The 19,950-nt window shown below is 33.0% G+C and carries 19 protein-coding genes and 1 CRISPR repeat array; of the genes, 9 read left to right on the top strand and 10 right to left on the bottom strand.

Annotated features, from left to right (window positions below; all coding sequences use genetic code 11):
- Nucleotides 1–15: 15 nt before the first annotated feature.
- The 7 genes from CKV65_RS03540 to CKV65_RS03510 are packed head-to-tail and all read right to left on the bottom strand — an operon-like array spanning nucleotide 16 to nucleotide 4,090.
- Nucleotides 16–894, bottom strand: coding sequence for a polyprenyl synthetase family protein (locus CKV65_RS03540; protein ID WP_027889637.1), 879 nt, complete (start codon nucleotides 892–894; stop codon nucleotides 16–18).
- A 4-nt stretch (nucleotides 895–898) separates the two neighbouring features.
- The gene (gene xseB / locus CKV65_RS03535; RefSeq protein ID WP_027889638.1) at nucleotides 899–1,138 is read right to left on the bottom strand and encodes an exodeoxyribonuclease VII small subunit; all 240 of its coding nucleotides are present in this window, start codon (nucleotides 1,136–1,138) and stop codon (nucleotides 899–901) included.
- 19 nt (nucleotides 1,139–1,157) lie between these two features.
- A complete protein-coding gene (gene xseA, locus CKV65_RS03530; protein ID WP_027889639.1) occupies nucleotides 1,158–2,366 on the bottom strand; it encodes an exodeoxyribonuclease VII large subunit in 1,209 nt (402 codons plus the stop codon).
- Nucleotides 2,367–2,418: 52 nt separating this feature from the next.
- Complete coding sequence (gene nusB, locus CKV65_RS03525) at nucleotides 2,419–2,814, bottom strand: transcription antitermination factor NusB (RefSeq protein ID WP_027889640.1); 396 nt, start codon at nucleotides 2,812–2,814, stop codon at nucleotides 2,419–2,421.
- A gap of 19 nt (nucleotides 2,815–2,833) precedes the next feature.
- On the bottom strand, nucleotides 2,834–3,088 hold the full coding sequence (locus tag CKV65_RS03520) for a DUF2273 domain-containing protein (RefSeq protein WP_027889641.1): 255 nt from the start codon (nucleotides 3,086–3,088) through the stop codon (nucleotides 2,834–2,836).
- 19 nt (nucleotides 3,089–3,107) lie between these two features.
- Nucleotides 3,108–3,683 (bottom strand): alkaline shock response membrane anchor protein AmaP, encoded by a 576-nt coding sequence (gene amaP, locus CKV65_RS03515; protein ID WP_027889642.1) that lies wholly within the window; start codon nucleotides 3,681–3,683, stop codon nucleotides 3,108–3,110.
- 14 nt (nucleotides 3,684–3,697) lie between these two features.
- Entirely contained in the window at nucleotides 3,698–4,090 is a 393-nt protein-coding gene (locus CKV65_RS03510) for an Asp23/Gls24 family envelope stress response protein (protein ID WP_027889643.1), read from the bottom strand.
- 336 nt (nucleotides 4,091–4,426) lie between these two features.
- Here CKV65_RS03510 and hrcA point away from each other — a divergent pair, with 336 nt between their 5' ends.
- The 4 genes from hrcA (at nucleotide 4,427) to dnaJ (ending at nucleotide 9,264) form a co-directional block, all read left to right on the top strand.
- On the top strand, nucleotides 4,427–5,452 hold the full coding sequence (gene hrcA, locus CKV65_RS03505) for a heat-inducible transcriptional repressor HrcA (RefSeq protein ID WP_027889644.1): 1,026 nt from the start codon (nucleotides 4,427–4,429) through the stop codon (nucleotides 5,450–5,452).
- A gap of 41 nt (nucleotides 5,453–5,493) precedes the next feature.
- Nucleotides 5,494–6,084: a nucleotide exchange factor GrpE gene (grpE, locus tag CKV65_RS03500; protein WP_027889645.1), complete on the top strand. Its 591-nt coding sequence runs from the start codon at nucleotides 5,494–5,496 to the stop codon at nucleotides 6,082–6,084.
- Nucleotides 6,085–6,160: 76 nt separating this feature from the next.
- The gene (gene dnaK, locus CKV65_RS03495) at nucleotides 6,161–8,017 is read left to right on the top strand and encodes a molecular chaperone DnaK (protein WP_027889646.1); all 1,857 of its coding nucleotides are present in this window, start codon (nucleotides 6,161–6,163) and stop codon (nucleotides 8,015–8,017) included.
- Between the two features lie 101 nt (nucleotides 8,018–8,118).
- Nucleotides 8,119–9,264 (top strand): molecular chaperone DnaJ, encoded by a 1,146-nt coding sequence (gene dnaJ, locus CKV65_RS03490; protein WP_051177578.1) that lies wholly within the window; start codon nucleotides 8,119–8,121, stop codon nucleotides 9,262–9,264.
- 90 nt (nucleotides 9,265–9,354) lie between these two features.
- Here the strand turns inward: dnaJ and CKV65_RS03485 are convergent, their stop codons facing one another.
- The 3 genes from CKV65_RS03485 to CKV65_RS03475 form a co-directional block, all read right to left on the bottom strand.
- Nucleotides 9,355–10,227, bottom strand: coding sequence for an IS3 family transposase (locus CKV65_RS03485; protein WP_095197684.1), 873 nt, complete (start codon nucleotides 10,225–10,227; stop codon nucleotides 9,355–9,357).
- Entirely contained in the window at nucleotides 10,203–10,709 is a 507-nt protein-coding gene (locus CKV65_RS03480) for a helix-turn-helix domain-containing protein (protein ID WP_157738444.1), read from the bottom strand. Before CKV65_RS03480 ends, CKV65_RS03485 begins: the two co-directional genes overlap by 25 nt.
- Before the next feature lie 83 nt (nucleotides 10,710–10,792).
- The gene (locus CKV65_RS03475; protein WP_036255025.1) at nucleotides 10,793–12,490 is read right to left on the bottom strand and encodes a DUF262 domain-containing protein; all 1,698 of its coding nucleotides are present in this window, start codon (nucleotides 12,488–12,490) and stop codon (nucleotides 10,793–10,795) included.
- A 215-nt stretch (nucleotides 12,491–12,705) separates the two neighbouring features.
- Here CKV65_RS03475 and CKV65_RS03470 point away from each other — a divergent pair, with 215 nt between their 5' ends.
- From CKV65_RS03470 to CKV65_RS03450, 5 genes are all read left to right on the top strand, one after another.
- Nucleotides 12,706–14,709, top strand: a complete 2,004-nt coding sequence (locus tag CKV65_RS03470) for a phospholipase D-like domain-containing protein (RefSeq protein WP_027890920.1) — start codon at nucleotides 12,706–12,708, stop codon at nucleotides 14,707–14,709.
- A gap of 160 nt (nucleotides 14,710–14,869) precedes the next feature.
- Nucleotides 14,870–15,208 carry a hypothetical protein gene (locus tag CKV65_RS03465; RefSeq protein WP_027890919.1) on the top strand — a complete coding sequence of 113 codons (339 nt, stop codon included), beginning with the start codon at nucleotides 14,870–14,872 and terminating at the stop codon, nucleotides 15,206–15,208.
- Between the two features lie 219 nt (nucleotides 15,209–15,427).
- A CRISPR array of direct repeats spans nucleotides 15,428–17,037; the repeat unit is 30 nt; unit sequence GATTAACCTTAACAAGAGTTGTATTTGAAT.
- A gap of 66 nt (nucleotides 17,038–17,103) precedes the next feature.
- Nucleotides 17,104–17,325: a hypothetical protein gene (locus tag CKV65_RS03460; protein WP_027890918.1), complete on the top strand. Its 222-nt coding sequence runs from the start codon at nucleotides 17,104–17,106 to the stop codon at nucleotides 17,323–17,325.
- A gap of 317 nt (nucleotides 17,326–17,642) precedes the next feature.
- Nucleotides 17,643–18,623 (top strand): 5-bromo-4-chloroindolyl phosphate hydrolysis family protein, encoded by a 981-nt coding sequence (locus CKV65_RS03455; RefSeq protein WP_027890917.1) that lies wholly within the window; start codon nucleotides 17,643–17,645, stop codon nucleotides 18,621–18,623.
- A 19-nt stretch (nucleotides 18,624–18,642) separates the two neighbouring features.
- Nucleotides 18,643–19,797 (top strand): toxic anion resistance protein, encoded by a 1,155-nt coding sequence (locus tag CKV65_RS03450; RefSeq protein ID WP_027890916.1) that lies wholly within the window; start codon nucleotides 18,643–18,645, stop codon nucleotides 19,795–19,797.
- The last annotated feature ends 153 nt before the right edge of the window (nucleotides 19,798–19,950 follow it).

Below are 19,950 nucleotides of genomic sequence, written 5' to 3'. Positions count from 1 at the left end.
ACACTCTTTCTTAATTTATTTTTTACGTGAAATCAAATAATCCACTATTTCACGCAAAAAATCTGCTTCAGTGCCAAAATCTTTTAATGCTTCTTTAGCATTATCTACTGCTTTTTGAGCCAAATCCTTTGCTGATTGTAAACTACCTAGTGTAACGTAAGTGGATTTATGATTTTTTTCATCGCTACCTACTGGTTTGCCAATAGATGCTTCATCACCTGTAACATCTAAAATATCATCGGTGATTTGAAAAGCCAATCCAAATTGACGTGCATATTCAGTCAATGCTTCAAGCTGTTTATCAGTTGCATCACCTAAAATCGCTCCAGAACGAATGGCAGCACAGAATAATGCACCTGTTTTTGCTCTATGCATCTTTTGCAAGGTATTCATATCAATATGTTTACCTTCTGATTCTAAATCAATTACTTGACCACCAACCATTCCCTCAGGTCCTGCTGCATGGCTTATTTCTTTTACTATTTTTAATTTTTTTGCCACATCAACATTAGGGCTATCGGCTATCACTTCAAATGCCATTGTAAGCAGTGCATCACCTGCTAGAACAGCTACACCATCACCAAATACCTTATGATTAGTCAACTTTCCTCTACGATAATCATCATTATCCATAGCTGGTAAATCATCATGAATTAGCGAATACGTATGAATCATTTCAATAGAAGTCGCTAAATGCACAAAATTTTCACCATTTGCTCCCACTGCATCAGCTGCCGCCATCAATAAAACAGGGCGTAATCTTTTTCCACCTGCCATTAAACTGTAATTCATGGATTTTGCCAAAGTAGAATTTAAAGCATCTTGTTCTAAATAAATACTATCGAGTTCCTTATTTACTAATTCGATTTTTCTTTGTAAATATTCTCTCATCATCTATTTATTCACCTTCTAAATTTAATTTTGTTTCAACTATCTTATTATCTTTATCTACAGTTATTTCAGTATTGATTATCTGTTCTGCTCTACTTAACTCAGATAAACAAAACGCAGATAATTTCATTCCTTCATTATATTTATCTATCAATTCATTTAATGGAATATCTCCAGTTTCCAACTGTTGTACAATTTCTTCTAAAGATTCCATAGCATTTTCAAAAGTTAATTTTTTTCTACCCATAAAAATTCCCCAAAATATATCATTTATCCTGCTTGTCTATATCAATTACCTTTACCTTTATTGTACCGTCAGCTAAAACTATTTGCAAAAAATCATTTTGCTGTACATCTTTTACCGATTTTATAAATTGATTTTGCTTCTTCGTTAAACTATAACCGCGTTTTAATATATTAATAGGATTTAATGTCTGTAATTTTTCATTTAATAACGTTGCTTGATGAAGTTTATCTTTAAAGCTTATTTGCGCACTTTTATATAACCGTTCTATCAATAAGTCCATTTGCTGTTGCTTTGATATCAATAATTTATCTTTATGCATTAGCAAACTATTTTGTAAAAGCATTTGTAATTGACTTTTTTTGCTTTCAATTTGTTTATAGTATTTATAATTGAGCTCTTTTTGCAAAGTATCTATATAATTGATTAAACCATCACGTTCCGGAACAGCAAGTTCTGCCGCCTGTGAAGGTGTAGCAGCTCGCACATCACTGACTAAATCTGATAGCGAATAGTCTGTTTCATGACCGACAGCCGATATTACAGGGATTTTGGAATTAAAAATAGCTCTAACGACTTTTTCCTCATTAAAAGCCCATAAATCTTCCATAGAACCACCGCCACGACCAACGATAAGCACATCTACAGGATATTTTTCATTAAAAAAATTTATACCTTCACAAATCTGTGTGCTTGCTTCTTCGCCTTGAACTAATACAGAGTAAAGAACTATTTTAACCAAAGGATTACGCCTTTTCGCTACATGACAGATATCTCTAATGACAGCACCTGTACGAGAAGTTACCACACCTATTTTTTTAGGATAAAAGGGCAATGGCTTTTTATATTTACTATCAAAAAGTCCTTCTTTGCTCAATTTTTCCTTCAATTGTTCTAAAGCAAGGCTTAATTCACCGATGCCTTCAGGCACTAATCCTTGCACGTATAATTGATATGCACCATCTCGCTCATATATGGAGACATATCCCTTTGCAATGACTTTCATTCCATTTTGAGGAGCAAATCTCAGTCTCATAGCGAATGAGCGAAATGCCACACATTTAATACTAGCGGAGGTATCTTTTAAAGTAAAATAGCAGTGCCCTGAAGTATGAACCTTGAAGTTAGAAATTTCACCTCTTATCATCACACTATTTAGGATAATATCATCTTCAAAACGCTGCTTTATATATTTATTTAATTGACTTACAGTATAGATTTTATCCGACATTTTTAGCCTCGCATAAAAAATGCCAGGCTAATCAGCCTGGCAATAAATAGTGTTATTTAATCATTGAACCTAAAATACCATTAACAAAACGGGCAGAATCATCTGTACCAAATTTTTTTGCCAACTCAACAGCTTCATTGATTGCTATATTAGGCACTAATTTATCTGAACTGAAATTCATTTCAAATATAGCTAAACGAACAATATTTCTGTCAATGCCTGACATGCGTTCAACTTTCCAATCTTTGGATTTATCTGCTATCATTTTATCAATAGCTTCTAAGTTTTCTCTAGTACCATTAACTAATAAATTTACATAATCACAGTCACCAGATGAAATTTTTGTATGCTCTAAAGCATGATTTATAGCTTCTTCATTACTGCTTGCATTAAAATCCAATTGAAACAGTGACTGCAATGCGATTTCTCTCGCTTGTCTGCGACTCATAAATATATTTTATCTCCTTTTACCAACGACGAGAAAATGGTGATAACAATCGTTGAATTCGATAAACTAGGTCTTCAAAAAATTCACTATCGCTCTTATCTATTTTGTTACCGATAAACAGTCCTAGTCCCATACAGATTATCACAAATAATGTAGAAAAGAAACCGAATACCAATATAGATAATGCAATAATAAAACCTATAACAATACCAATTGTTCTACCACAATGCTCTTTTAGTTGATATTTAATAAAATTTAAGATATCTTCCTTCATTGTGCCACCTCTAAAACTTTTATACTACGTGTCTTTTGCCTTCAGAAGGATCATCCGATATACTCTTAACATCTATCTCTATTTTAGTATTTTCAATACCAATGTATTTAGATAAATAATCATTAAGACGATATCTGATATCATCACTTATTGTTACGATATTATACGTTTCACTAACAACTAAACGCAATTTAAAACTAGGTATTAAAGTTTTATCCTTGGTAGCTGCCTTAGTCATTTTTATTCTAACTTTTACGTCGCGGACGCCTGCAGTGGAAACGGCAATCTTATCAGCCATATTCTTTAAAGCCACTAAAGAGATACGCACTTGTCCCATTTTTCCTTGCACTATAACAGCTTCGTTAGCTGTTACATCATTGCTGTGCGAAGAAATACTCTGTAACCATAGATATAAACTACAGATTAACACGACGATAGCTACGGCAAGTGTTTCCCATCTACTGCATAAATATAAGAATTCATTCCAAACTTGCGCATCAGAAAAAATTCTTGTATATAACGCTATTACTAGAAGTGAAACAGCACCAAATGCCAAGGCGTAAAAGAATAGGATGATACGATTTATAACGTTCATACTAAGCCTCTTTCTTAGCGGACACGTACTTCTTCTTCTTTTACATCTTCAGGGAAGCCTACACCCTGTACATGAACGTTTACTTCTACAGTATTAAGACCTGTCATATTTTCAATGGCATTTTTTACACTTTCCTGTACATTAAGAGCAACGTCTGGAATACGTGAACCATATTTTACGATAATATATAAATCCACAGCTGCTTCTTTTTCGCCAACTTCAACTTTTACACCTTTAGAGAAATTCTTACGACCAAGTGTTTCTGCAATACCACTTGCAATGCCGCCGCTCATGCCAGCAACACCTTCAACTTCTGTAGCTGCGAGACCAGCAATAATGCTAACAACTTCGTCAGCAATACGGATAGTACCTAATTCGTTACTTGTTCCTTTTGTAGTTTCAGACATAATTAAATCCTCCTTTAAAACTAAAATAGTTTAGTTTTCATGTTAAACTAATTATAACAAATAATTTATAAATATAAAAGGGAAAAATATTTTCTTTTATGAAAGTTCATATAATATAAGAAGATGCCTTATTTATTAATATCCTAGCCATTTTCTTTTCCCATCACAAAATAAATTCTATCTATGCACCCTGCATTTTTATTTATAAAACTGCCTAATATAAAGTTTTTAGAAAAATTATTAAAAAAACCTTGACTTTTTGTCCTAATAGTGCTACTCTCTTAATTAGAAGTTAGCACTCACTAATATAGAGTGCTAACAACAGGGGTGAAAAAAATGCTAGATGAAAGAAAACAACGCATTCTCCGAGCCATTGTAGATGATTATATATCTACAGCAGAGCCTATCGGCTCCCGAACAATCGCCAAAAAATACGGTTTGGGAATTAGCCCTGCTACTATTCGTAATGAAATGGCTGATTTGGAAACGCTTGGTTATATCAAGCATCTCCATACATCATCGGGGCGCATCCCTTCATCAAAAGGTTATCGTTTTTATGTAGATGACCTCTTAACGTTGGAACAATTGTCGGAGGATGAGAAAAATCTTATCAACCATTGGTATGCCACTAAAGCACGTTCAGTAGAAGGAATTTTTCGTGAAACAAGTCGCATAATTTCTCAATTAACCAAAAATATTTCTTTAGTTTTGGCACCGCAATTATCTCAAACAGCTTTCAGATATCTACGTTTTCTGCCACTCGACAGCTCTCATGTCATAGCAATTATAATGACAGATGCAGGCTTTATTAATAATAAGGTTATCGCAGTTCCAAGCGGTGTAACTTTTAAGGATTTTGAAAACATCGCGAATGTTTTTAACTCTTATTTAAAGGGTCGCAATCTTCGTGATATCAGCATGGCTTCAATTCGCAAAATTCGTGGTGAAACAGTAAATACCACAGTGTTCAATGCCATAATCAATATAATTGATGAGGCTATGGCTCAAGACAAAAAAAATCGCCTTTATTTAGGCGGAGCTGGACAACTGATGGAACAACCAGAATTTCACAATATAGATAATGTAAAACGAATTTTATCCATGCTAGAGCAAGAAACCTTACTTTGTAACATCTTACAAGAACAACGCAACAAAGGATTAGCTGTTACGATTGGGCAAGAAAATAAATATAATGATATAAAAGATTGCAGTATCATAAGTGTAACATATCATTTAGATGGCAAACCCGTTGCAACCTTAGCTGTTTTAGGTCCGACGCGTATGGATTACGGCAAAATTATTTCATTGCTAGAATTTATGAATACAAATCTTGCCGATATATTTCATCGCTTACATTTGTAGCTGAAATAGCTATTTTAAAATATAAGAAGGTGGTTTAATTTATGACATCTCCAGAAGAAAATAAAAATACAGTAGCCAAAGAAACAGAAGTTAATGAAAATGTCACTGATACTACTGCTGATAATACTGATAATGATGCCAAAGAATCTCCTGCTGAACAAGCAACTGATGATTTAGAAGCTATAAAAAAAGAACTTGAAGCTCAAAAAGCTTTATTACAGGAAAGTGAAGAACATTACAAAAGACTGCAAGCAGATTTTATGAACTTCCGTCGTCGTAATGAAAAAGAACGCGAAGATTTATCCAGTGTAATTCTTCAAGGTCTTATAAAAGATTTACTTCCTATCATAGATAATTTTGAACGTGCTCTTGCTGTTGAAGAAGCCAAGGGCAGTCCACTTCACGATGGTATTTCCATGGTTTACAATCAGCTTATTACTTCTCTTCAGAAAAATGGTCTTGAAGAAATTAAAGCTGTCGGTGAAAAATTCGACCCTAATTTCCATCAAGCAGTAATGCGTGTAGAAGACCCTGAAAAAGAAGATAATACAGTTGAAGAAGTATTACAAAAAGGTTACATGGTACAAGGACGAGTAATTCGCCCAAGTATGGTAAAGGTTGTAGCTAACTAATCAATAGTTAGTTTAAATATTAATATTTGATAACACTTATATTTATATATAGATGTTTTTTTAGGAGGAATTTTAAATGTCCAAAGTAATTGGTATTGACTTAGGTACTACTAACTCTGTAGTAGCTGTTATGGAAGGCGGCGAACCTACCGTTATCACAAATCCAGAAGGTAGCAGACTTACTCCTTCAGTTGTAGGTTTCACAAAAGATGGTGAACGCCTCATCGGTCAGCTTGCAAAACGTCAAGCCGTATCCAATCCAGATAGAACAATCGCTTCAATCAAACGTCATATGGGTGAAGTTGATTATAAAGTAAATATTGATGGTAAATCTTATACACCACCTGAAATTTCTGCTATGATTTTACAGAAATTAAAAGGCGATGCTGAAAAATATCTCGGCGAAACAGTAACTCAAGCAGTTATCACTGTTCCTGCTTACTTCAACGATAGCCAGCGTCAAGCAACTAAAGACGCAGGTAAAATCGCAGGTCTTGATGTACTTCGTATCGTAAACGAACCAACAGCAGCAGCTCTTGCTTATGGTCTTGATAAAGGCGAAAACGGCACAATCCTCGTATTCGACCTTGGCGGTGGTACATTTGATGTATCTATCTTAAACCTCGATGATGGTATGTTCCAGGTTGTTGCTACAAATGGTAACACTCATTTAGGTGGCGATGACTTCGATAACGCTGTTATGAACTGGATGGTTGAAGAATTCAAAAAATCCAACGGCATTGATTTATCTCAAGATAAAATGGCTGCTCAGCGTCTTAAAGAAGCTGCTGAAAAAGCAAAAATCGAATTATCCAGTATGACTTCTACTAACATCAACTTACCATTCATCACAGCTGATGCTACTGGTCCTAAACATCTTGATTTAACACTTACTCGTGCTAAATTCGATGAACTCACAGCAGACCTCGTTGAAGCAACTGTTGAACCAACTCGTAAAGCAATGGCAGATGCTGGACTCTCTGCTTCTGAAATTGATAAAATCATCCTCGTTGGTGGTTCTTCTCGTATCCCAGCTGTACAAGAAGCTATTAGAAAATACTTCGGTAAAGAACCTAGCCATGGTGTAAACCCTGATGAATGCGTTGCAGTAGGTGCAGCTATTCAGGCTGGTATCTTATCCGGTGAACTCAATGATAAAAACATCGTATTACTCGATGTAACTCCACTTTCTCTTGGTATCGAAACTCTCGGCGGTATCTGCACTCGCATGATTGAAAGAAATACTGCAATTCCTACATCTAAGAGCCAAGTATTCTCCACTGCAGCAGATAATCAGCCAGCTGTTACAATTCGCGTATTCCAGGGCGAACGTGAAATGGCTGCTGACAACAAATTACTCGGTACTTTCGAATTAACTGATATTCCACCAGCTCCAAGAGGAGTTCCTCAGATTCAGGTTACATTTGATATCGACTCCAACGGTATCGTTCATGTATCCGCAAAAGACCTCGGTACTGGTAAAGAACAAAATATCACAATCAAATCCGATAGCGGCATGAGCAAAGAAGATATCGACCGCATGGTTAAAGAAGCTCAAGCTCATGAAGCAGAAGATAAAAAACGTAAAGAAGCTGTAGAAACAAGAAATAATGCAGATGCTTTAGTATTCCAAGCAGAAAAAACTATTAAAGATTTAGGCGATAAAGCTGACGCTGGTACTGTTTCTAAAGTTAAAGACGGCATCGAAGGCGTTAAAACTGCATTAAAAGGTAATGACACTGAAGCAATCAAAAAAGCTATGGAAGAATTACAAAAACCACTTTATGAATTAAGTGCAGCAGCTTATCAACAAGCTCAACAGGCACAACAACAAGCAGGCGGCGCTAATGCTGGTGCAGGTGCACAACAACAAAGCCAACCAAAAGATGATGGCACTGTTGATGCTGAATTCAAAGATGTAACAGACAAATAATAATTAGAGAAATTCAATTTGCATAACTCCAGTTAACTCTTATTAGCTGGAGTTATGTCAATTAAGCATAAATTTTCGTTATTAAATTCAGGTGGTGCAAAGTGAGTACAAAACGCGATTATTATGAAGTGTTAGGCGTTGATAAAAATGCTTCAGAAGCAGAAATAAAGAAAGCTTTCCGTAAAATGGTTTTAAAATACCACCCAGACCGCAATCGTGATAATCCAAAAGAAGCCGAAGAAAAGATGAAAGAAGTAAACGAAGCTTACAGCGTATTATCCGATCCGAAGAAGAAAGCACAGTACGACCAATTTGGTCATGCAGCTTTTGACGGAACAGCCGGTGCTGGTGCAGGCGGTTTCGACGGCTTTGGTGGATTTAGTCAAGGCGGTGGCTTTGATGGCTTTGGCGATATCTTCGATATGTTCTTTGGCAGTGGTGGCGGTCCTCGCGGTGGCGCACGCAAACGTGGCCCAGAACGCGGTGCTGACCTTCGCTATAATTTGACAATCACATTTGAAGAAGCTGCTTTTGGTAAAACAGAAACACTTAACATTCCAAGAACACAACAATGTCCAGACTGCCACGGTACTGGTGCAGCTGCTGGTTCACATCCAGAAACTTGCCCAGATTGCCATGGTACAGGTACAGTACAATCCGTACAAAATACGCCATTTGGTCGCATGGTTAACCAACATCCTTGCTCTCGTTGCAGTGGTACTGGTCAAATCATCAAAAATCCATGTAAAACTTGTGGCGGTAAAGGCGTAAAATCCATTCGTTCTAAAGTTGAAGTTAAAATCCCAGCAGGTGTTGATACAGGCAACCGTATCCGCGTAGCTGGTGAAGGTGATGCAGGTGTTCGCGGTGGTTCTACTGGTGACTTATATGTATATATTACAGTAAAACCAGACAAGTTCTTCCAGCGTGAAGGCTCCGAAGTAATTTGTGAAATGCCAATCACTTTTGTTCAGGCAGCTCTCGGCGATACTATCGAAGTACCTACTCTCGATGGTAAAGTAGAAATGAAAATACCAGCAGGCATACAATCTGGTACAGTTATGCGCTTAAGAGGTAAAGGTATTCCTTATCTCAGAAGCACAGGACGCGGTGACCAACATGTACGTATCAAAGTTTTAACACCGCAAAAACTCACAGAAAGACAAAAAGAATTGTTGCGTGAATTTGCAGGTATGACAGATGATAAAACTGCTACTGGAACTGGAAAAACTAAAAAAAAACAATAATCAGTGAACTAAAAGATAAATTCGATAATTTCTTTAAATAAACGAAAAGAACAGATTAATGATATGCACCCAAAATATTGGACATATTAATTAAGCTATTAATTGAGACTTAGTTCTGTATTCTACGGGACTAAGTCCTTTTAGTTTTATCTTTATTCGTTTTGTATTATAATATTTTATATAAGATTTTAACTCTTTTATAAAATCTTCAACGGATTTAAATTTTTTTAAATAGAACAATTCGCTTTTTAGCAAACCAAAGAAATTTTCTATTACGGCATTATCTAAGCAATTTCCTTTTCGGCTCATGCTTTGGATAATGCCTTTTTCTTTTAATAACTCCTGATATCTTCTATTCTGATACTGCCATCCTTGGTCTGAATGTAGAATTATTCCTTTTGTTTCTTTTATCTTTCTTGTTGCATCTTTTACCATATCTAATACTTGCTTTAGTATTGGTCTTTTCGATATTTTATAACTTATTATTTCTCCGTTATATAAATCTATTATTGGTGATAAATATATTTTTTCATTGCATAATGCAAATTCTGTTACATCTGTTGCCCATTTTTCGTTTGGTTTTTCTGCTTTGAAATTTCTATTTAATATATTTTTAGCTATTTTCCCTTCTTGCCCTCTATATGATTTATATTTCTTTGCTCTTACTTTACATGTTAAATTTTCTTCTTTCATCAATCTCATAACTACTTTATGATTGACTTTTATTCCTTGTTTATGCAGCTGCAAAGTTACTCTTCTATATCCATATCTTCCATGATTTTTATTACAAATATTATGAATTAATGTTTTTAATCCTTTATATTTGTCTTCTTTTGATAATTTTTTTAATGCATCATAATATGTGCTTTTAGCTAATTTTGTATAGTTTAATAGGGCTTTTAGAGTATATTTTTTCCTTAATTTAGCAATTACTAGAACTAGTGTCTTCCTTCCTTTTCCCATTGCTTCATTAAGGCATGCCACTTTTTTAATAGGTCATTTTCCATCCTTAATTGATAATTTTCTTGTTCTAATTTTTCAACATAAGAAAGTTCTTTTTTAGGTTTGTTAACTTTGTTTTTAGATTTTTTCATAGATGGTCTACCTCGTTTCTTAGCAAGCAAACCAGAAAATCCATAAGAGCTATACAACTTTTCCCATGTAGAAATTGTACCAGTATTAGGAATGGAAAATTTGGCTGCTGTTTGATTTAATGATAAATGATGTAGCCATTTATATTCAATAACTTTTTGTTTAAAGATAGGAGTATATTTACGATTTTTATGAAGAAGTTGTGAGATGCCACCATTTTCATAATGAAATATCCATCTACGAAGAGGAGCTGTATTTGGCATGTTTAGAATTTTAGCTACATGATAAATAGAATCTCCTTTTAAAACCATTTTAATTGCTTTAACTTTAAATTCATTTGAGTATTTAGTCATAAAAAAACTGCACCTCCAAAAGTTGTTTTTTTGTCCAACTTTTGGGGTGCAGTTCATTTTAATCTGTTCTTTTTATTTTATATTCATTTGTTTTTAAAAACGGGATACGACCAGATTTTAAGTATTAAATCTGTCAATAAACTTGTTCGTTGTTGAATGCTCTTCTTGTTCCAAGCTTCACAACTTGCAACATATTGATTTAATTTTAAATGACTGTGTTTAAAACCATTTTCACCATTTAATTTTTCTTCAAAAGACTTATTGCCCATTTCACTATTGTAACCTGTAAGCGTGAGATTGCCCAAAGTATGCAAATAAATCTTTTGTACTTCTCGCCAATTTTCACCAAGCATTTTTTGCCAAGTCGTATTGAGTTCTGGCGATTGAGGCATTATGTGTTCAATGGTGTAATTGTCCCGCACAATATCAATCGGTTCTTTATGATAATAATTTTCGAGCATTTCCAAAAGATAATTTTTTAATCTAAAATGATAGATATCCTTTGTTTGCAATTTTTCTCGCACTTCATAATCTGTTGGAAAAGCTCTGTATGCAGTCTTTAGAATATATTCTTTCAATACGCTATTTACATAATCTTGTTTATTGATTTTGTTGTAAAAAACAGCGAAAGTTTTATTCAATGAATTTGTTGGAATTTCGCATATGGCACGCCGCACAATATAACTAATCGTCGTTTTTATGATTAAAATAAAATCTTCTTTAGCTAAATTTTTTTGTTCATAATCATGGTATAATTGCAAGAAAAATGGATACGCTACATGGCAATCTATCATTCTAATTTGTCGCCAGTACATGCGCAAATCTTTATCTTTTTCTCTATCCAATTCTATAGCAGCATAATATTTAGCATAGATGAAAATTTCCTTTAAAATATCCTCTTTCGTCAAATTCTGCTCTATATAATAGCGCTTGAATTGTTCATATACATCATTTACTTTACAAATATGACCGTTATTCTGTTTTATCGTCAAAAAATCACGGATAAAATAATCAAATTTTTCCAGATAAGCATATTGACCAAAAGCGTCTTCCATCGGCTTCCAATATGTCGTATAAAGTCTATTTTGTTCCCTTGTGGATAAATCCATCAATAAATAATTGCGCAATAAATCCGATTGAGCTAAATCTTTCCCAGTGGAATTCATGCTTTCAAAAATGAGCTGTGGATTATCCTTATCTTTATCAAGTGAAATCGCTACTAAACTCAAATTTAAAATTCCCAGAAAAATGCTATTTAAATCATCAGCACATTTTTCTATTTGCTGATAAAAATACTCATAGCAATTCATTATTCTTTTTGATGGCGTATTCACTGTAAATTCTGTCTGCTCTAATAATTTTATATACGTTTCTCTATCTTGTGCATTCAATAGCAATTTATATTTATCATCGCCCATTTCATCGCTATTGAGCAAGAATTGATTGTCTATCTTTTTCGTTTTTATCAAATTCGTTTCTACATCATTTTTTTGAACATATCTCTTTAAAGCACATAAGAGCAATGATAATGTTGTAAGGCGCTGCTGCCCATCAATCAACATTAATTGTTGCGGTCTTCCAGCAGGCGTTCCCATATCTATATATACAATCGAACCGATAAAATGTGTCCGTTCTCTTGTAAATTTGCTCGCACGTTGTATATCAGTCCATAACTGCTTAAATTGCTTTTTCTCCCAACTGAAATTGCGTTGAAAAATCGGTATAATAAATTGACGGGACGTATTTAAAATCTTTTGTAGTGTAGCTTCTCCAGCTTTCAAATTCTACATCTCCTCATATTATTTAATTAAGTCAATAATCAGTACAATGTATATATTATAACGCAAAATTTATTTAAAATATGCTTATCTTTGTATTTTAAGCGGTGTTATGTTAAAATAATATCGTCTACAAAGCCTTATATAATAAGGTTTTTTTATTATTGAAATCATTTTCCCATATATTTATAAATTAACGACAACAAGGAGGCACTTTTATGGCTCACCGCAAAACTAAACAACATACAGTAAATGTCATAACAGCTAATTTTACAGCCCCAACTAATATCTCTTATCTTGATTTATTTGAAGGTTATGATGAACTTTACGCTATCAACTTCATCACTAATCTTGATTTTTTAGCAGAAATCATGCAGTTTTTCACTAAAATAGAAATAATATTCGGCAACCCTTCGATTATTCCGACTCGCTTGGATACGACTTTTGCCATGCAACGCGATGCTTTATACGAACTATATAAAAATGAACATTATGAACAACTCGCTCAGCGCATAAATGATGATAGTTTAAAATTTTTCTTAGCTGATGCACCGCTTTATCCAGAAAAATTATTTTGCTTAAAAAATAAAGAAGGCAAAACGCGTGTAATTTTAGGCTCTAGCAATTTTGACCAATTACCATCTAACTGCGACAAAAACGCTTCTATTATTTGCTTTGATGATGAAGTTGCTTATACTTATTACATTGATTTATTTGAACAATTTAAAAATGAACATAGCTATATCTTAGACAAAACAGCAGCGCAAACAACTTTTGAAGATAAGCAAATTTTGGAAAATCTGCCTATTTTACACAAAGCTGAAGCGGATAGTGAACATATTTATCAATCTGCCCCTAAATCCACTATCGTAAAAATGACTGAATACATGGCAGATATTGACCGCTTAGCTAAAGACTTCGTAGAATTGCCAAAAGCTGACCGCAAAGGACAATCTCGCATAACCTTTGATAAAATTGATACGATTAAGACAAAAACACTGGATAATATGGCAGCGCGCCGTGCTAAATTTGAAAAATTCATGCCACAACTCGTCATTGAACCAGATAAAGAGCGCGCTTTTTACAATGACCGCGAATACAATTTGCACCCCCTTCGCGCTGATATTAAACAAGATGCCGAACTTTATCTCAAATACATGGAAGGCTTTGACACTGCTGTACCAAGTAAAAATGTTCAGCCACTCAAATTTGAATACTTTAAATTGATGTCATGGTGCTTCTTATCCCCATTTTTAGCGCGCATTCGCACTACCATTCGCGAAGCCACTGTTACAGATGAAGTATTCACTTATCCAATAGTTGCGCTTTTATGCGGTCAATCCAACGCAGGCAAAACAATTTACGCTTCACTTTTAATAAAAATGATGACTGATTCATCTTTATATAAAGCATTTGGACAAAGTAACTTCACAAAAACGCGCACAGACGCATTATTATCCGATATAAAGGGATTGCCAATTTTAATCGATGATATAACGCAAACTCAATTCACGAACAATAGCGGTAATATCATTAAACAAGAAGAACGCGTCATTCGCGAAAACAAACCTGAAAACTTAAATTATTATCCAGCTATGTTGCTCACAGCTAATAAAGATTTAAATAGCTTAAAAAATGAATTGACAAAACGTATGGTTATATTCCATGTAAATGCTAGCTGGAACAATGAATTCACTCGCCAGCAAAAAAGCCCATGCTCTGAAATAATCAAAAAGATGCGCAATGCTTTTTACAGTGAATATCTTCGCCGCATAATGCCTCATATTAATGAATATTTGAGCGAAATAACCGATATCGGTTCTAGCACCACTGATTTATACAACACTAGTTCAGAAGTTATTTTGTCCATATTCAAAGATTGCAGATTGGATATTCCATCTTATATGCGCCCGTTGACAATGAAAGATTACTTCGATAGCAAAGCTGTTAATGAAATCATGATAAAATTCTTCCAGCGTCAATACCGCTTAAACCGCGATTTCTTTGAAATCAACAAGAAAAATAATCAATTGATTTTTGAAGATAAAAGCTCTTCCACTGTAGGAAAAATGACTCCAATGAAAATTGTAGAGTCCTTACCTCCAGAACTAGAAGCTGATGTCGTTGGCGATAAAATCATCATGCGCTTAGATAGTGCTATCAATTTCTTTGGTATCAACTTTAAAGAACAAAGCCTTTTAGGAAAATTATTTAATCGTTAATATCTATTTATTATAAAATCATCATAACAGAGCATTTTTTGCAATATTTTTCATCATTTTAGCAAAGTTTTTTTCAAATCCATAGATTATAATATAATCAATTTCTGGAAAGCAAATAATCAAATTGAAATAAAAACTTTTTATTATGGAGGAACGCACAATGCCTACTATAATGACAAAATATAAATATAACGACAATCTTTTCTTAATTTATAATACAAACTTATTAAACAATAATTTTTCTGCTGATGAATTACAATGCTTATCCCGTGATATACAAACTGATTACATCATCATTTTTAACGGTGGTAAAATCAATTTTTATAATGCACAAGGCGAAGAAATTTCCGCTGATACAGATATGAATAAAATCGCTTTATACCATCAAACTAAAGATGTAAATATCGATATCACCCGCGAAATCGAAGTTCGCTTCACTGATTCTTATATCAATCGTATTATGACTAGCAATAATATATTTCAATCTTATATAGCTTGAAAACGATAAACTAAAAGAGCCTTTAAAGGCTCTTTTTTTATGCATTTTACCAGCCATAAAATAAACCTCTTATGCTAAAACCCTTTAGTTATAGGCGTTTATCGCTTTTTTTTAATAAATATGAAAAGATAACCAATCACTTGGTAAAAATAGATAAAAACATTGATAAATAAGGCTTTTTAGGATATACTAGAAAAAAGAAATCCAATATTTACATGGGATTAACCTTAACAAGAGTTGTATTTGAATATTAATTCTGTAGCCGTAGAAGCCTTTTCAGCGTTTGATTAACCTTAACAAGAGTTGTATTTGAATTAATAATTACCACCCATTATGCAGCTATACTATCAGATTAACCTTAACAAGAGTTGTATTTGAATTAATCTCGCTGTTGGTTTGCGTCTGAAAAAGAAAAAAGATTAACCTTAACAAGAGTTGTATTTGAATGCTGTTCCTGTAATAGGTAATGTAGGTGGTAGTTTGATTAACCTTAACAAGAGTTGTATTTGAATCTGGATAAGATTTATAAGAATGAAGAACTATATGAGATTAACCTTAACAAGAGTTGTATTTGAATCAGGCAAACATTGATAGAGCGTTATTATTAGAATTTGATTAACCTTAACAAGAGTTGTATTTGAATCCTAAAATAAAGAAATTGCGTTCTGTAGCTGGTGGGATTAACCTTAACAAGAGTTGTATTTGAATGGAGGCTCATTATCAATATTAACATCTTCTTGATTAGATTAACCTTAACAAGAGTTGTATTTGAATTCATCAGCAGCAGTATAATAAGTAATAATTGCCTCTGATTAACCTTAACAAGAGTTGTATTTGAATTCATTTTTGCTTAATCGTGCAAATACACTTGCTAGTGATTAACCTTAACAAGAGTTGTATTTGAATTACAAATTCTCTATCCACTCATTATCCATTTTTATTGATTAACCTTAACAAGAGTTGTATTTGAATCTATTTCTTGTGTTAGTGGTGTTTGTCTGTAGATTAGATTAACCTTAACAAGAGTTGTATTTGAATGGAAATGGAAAGACTCAGAAAAATTCATAGACCATGGATTAACCTTAACAAGAGTTGTATTTGAATTTGTTTAAATCTAATTTATAAATCATTGCAAAATTTGATTAACCTTAACAAGAGTTGTATTTGAATTTTTCTTGAATGTGCTGCTAGAACCATAACCATAAAGATTAACCTTAACAAGAGTTGTATTTGAATTGTATTTAGCAAGGTTAGGGTCGACAAGATTTTCTTGATTAACCTTAACAAGAGTTGTATTTGAATACAAAAAACGCCAACACAAGCAGAAGTTAACGAAGCGATTAACCTTAACAAGAGTTGTATTTGAATCTGTTAAAAATTGTGCTGCCGAAGATTTAGAAACCTGATTAACCTTAACAAGAGTTGTATTTGAATATGGGGAATTAATAATATAAATTATGCAACATCCAAGATTAACCTTAACAAGAGTTGTATTTGAATGTCATCAAGATGTTAATTTCTTTGACTGATACAACGATTAACCTTAACAAGAGTTGTATTTGAATTTTTCCGAACAAATAAGGATTGAAACGATAAACACCGATTAACCTTAACAAGAGTTGTATTTGAATATAGTGCAAAAGATAGATAGATACTATCCAAGTTCGCGATTAACTTTAACAAGAGTTGTATTTGAATTAACTCAAGAATTAAAAAACTACTGGACTGCTCACGATTAACTTTAACAAGAGTTGTATTTAAATCCATAATTAAAGCAATGTAGTATATAATATAAACAAAATTAACCTTAGCAAGAGTTGTTTTTGAATTTTTCTAGCCATTTATATATAATTGTTATATTAACAAATTATATATAAAAAATACGAGGTGTTATAATGGAAAATGTAACAGATATTAGGAAAGTTATAATGGATATATGTTACCAAGATGGTATTACACGTAGAAAAATACTAGCAACGTATAATGAAAAATATAATAAAAAAATGTTAGAATCTGTGTTTAACAAAATGATAAATAGTAATAATATTAAGTTTAATACCTTAGTAGATATATTAGATAGTATCGGTTATAAAATAGATATAAAGAAAAAAATCTAATAATTTTATTGGATTTTATGAATACTTTATATGGCATTTTTTATTATCATATTATTAACAATAACAACTATTATTTATACAAAAAAACTACTGGAAGTATAATATTTATTTTTATAAGTATTGTACTTCTATTTTTTTATATAGTTTTGTTATAATCTCATTAAAATTAGATTAAGTTTAGATTATATTTTGCGTTAAACGTAGAAAAGCATATTAAGGGTTTTGTATAATAGGCGTATAAGTAAAATTATATAAGCAGGATTTTTCCATAAGTATTTAGAATTTAACATATATATTAATGAAGGAGAATTTTTATCATGTTTACTTTTATATCAATAATAATTGTGCTTTTCTTCGTTGCGGCATTTGCTGGATTTTTAACTGGCTTAAATATTTTAAATGATTTTTTGCCACTTATCGCTATAGCTTTTGGTGCTGGAGTCGTTTCTTACGCTATATTTAAGCCTAAAGATAAAAAATTAAAGTTGGATTTAGATGACAATGATAATAATAAAATGCTTGAAGAAAGTTTTGAAAACGCTCTTGAGGATTATAATTATATTAAAAGTTCAACTAAATATATCAAAGATACTGAACTTAAACGATTAATCCAAAATATGCAAAAAACAGCATGGAATATTTTAACTTATTTGCAAAAACATCCAGAAAAAATTCCTACAGCTAGACGTTTTATTGATTATTATCAAGACTCGGCTGCTGGACTTTTGGAAAAATATATCGAAATTGAAAACACTCAGCTCACAACAGATAATGTACGTGAAATTAAAGAACGTACAAAAGAAACATTATATGGCCTCAACAATGCTTACACTGAACAATTTGAAAAAATCATTAATGAACAATTATTGAATATGGATGCTGAATTAAAAGTCATGGAGCAATCCATAAAGGCTGATGGTTATACTACAGAAAAAACAACACCAAAAAATTCTCAAGACATTCCATCTATAGATAATCTTGATTCATTCTGTGGAAAACGCAAAGGACGTCATAATATGGGCTTTAACCAAATGAAAAAACATATGTCTAATGTTCCTCAAGCATTATTTGAAAGTAGTAACACTTCCATTTTAAAGCGCAAACTTACTGCTGGCGCACTAGGAATTTTCTTTGGTAGTTTTGGTGCTCATAAATTTTATTTAGGCAAAACTTTCTGGGGTGTTTTATATTTACTATTCTGCTGGACAGGCATTCCTTTTATTGTCGGTCTTGTAGAAGGTGTTCGTTATATTTTCATGAGTCAAGATGAATTTTTTGACAAATATATTTCAAAATGATAAATAGGGGTTGATTTTTATGGCAGATATTAGTTTAGATGATTTATTAAAAGCAAAAGAACGAGAATTCAATGCCCAAACACAGACACAAATTCAAACTGTAGAACCGAGCAAAGAAATAGCTAAAGTTACACAACAAACAGAACTCATTTCACCAGAAGACCGTAAACGTATTGATGAAATAAAAAACGCCATTGATTTAACTGATTCACAGGCTTCTGTCCAATACGGTGTCAACGCTCAAAGAAATATCGCTGAATTCTCAGATACAATTTTAAATAACATTCGCAGCAAAGATAGTGGCTACGTAGGCGAATTGCTCAGCAATCTCGTAGTGAAAGTAAAAGGTTTTGAAGTTGATGGTAGCAGTAATGGTAGCTTTATTAAAAAAATACCAATTCTCGGCTCACTCGTCGGTAAAGCTCAAAATATGATGGCTGAATACGATAAATTATCCGTTCAAGTGGATAAAATTCAAGCTGAATTGGATAAAGCACGCATGGTAATGCTCAAAGACATCGTTATGTTTGATACCATGTACGATAAAAACGTAGAATACTTTAAAGAATTACAGCTGTATATAAGAGCTGGCGAAGAAAAAATTCAAGAATTGCAAACACAGACAATTCCTAGATTGCGCCAAGAAGCCGCTAATTTACAAAATCAAATGGCAGTACAACTCGTCAGCGATTTTGAAAATGCTGTAAGTCGCTTTGAAAAGAAAGTCCATGACTTAAAACTCAGCAAAACAATTGCCATTCAAACAGCTCCTCAAATTCGTCTAATTCAAAATAATGATAAAGTACTTGTGGATAAAGTGCAAAGTGCTATCTTTAACACAATTCCACTTTGGAAAAGTCAGATTGTCATAGCGCTTGGTTTATCCCGCCAACAAAAAGTTTTGCAAATGCAACGTGAAATCACCAACACAACAAATGAACTTTTGCGTCGCAATGCAGAAATGCTCAAACAAAGCACACTTGAAACGGCTCGCGAAACAGAACGTGGCATCGTTGATATTGAAACAGTAAAAAAAGTCAATGATGATTTAATCAGCACTATTGAAGAAACGATTAAAATTCAGCAAGAAGGACGCCAAAAACGCAAAGCTGCTGAAGCTGAACTCGTTCAAATTGAAGACCGCTTAAAACAAACATTATTAGCTCATAGATAAAATTCGTTATTTTAATGAATATCAAGCTTCATGAAAAGTAAAATTACTCTTTCATGAAGCTTTTTTATTACCATAAAAACAGATATTTTAAAAATATTTTTAACAAATTAAAGGTAATTAGCAATTTTCAGAGAATATTTATAAATATAGATA

This window comes from Megamonas hypermegale (assembly GCF_900187035.1).
GTDB lineage: Bacteria > Bacillota > Negativicutes > Selenomonadales > Selenomonadaceae > Megamonas > Megamonas hypermegale.
The sequence above is the reverse complement of the archived record's forward strand: the minus strand, read 5'-3'. Positions and strand labels throughout refer to the sequence as shown.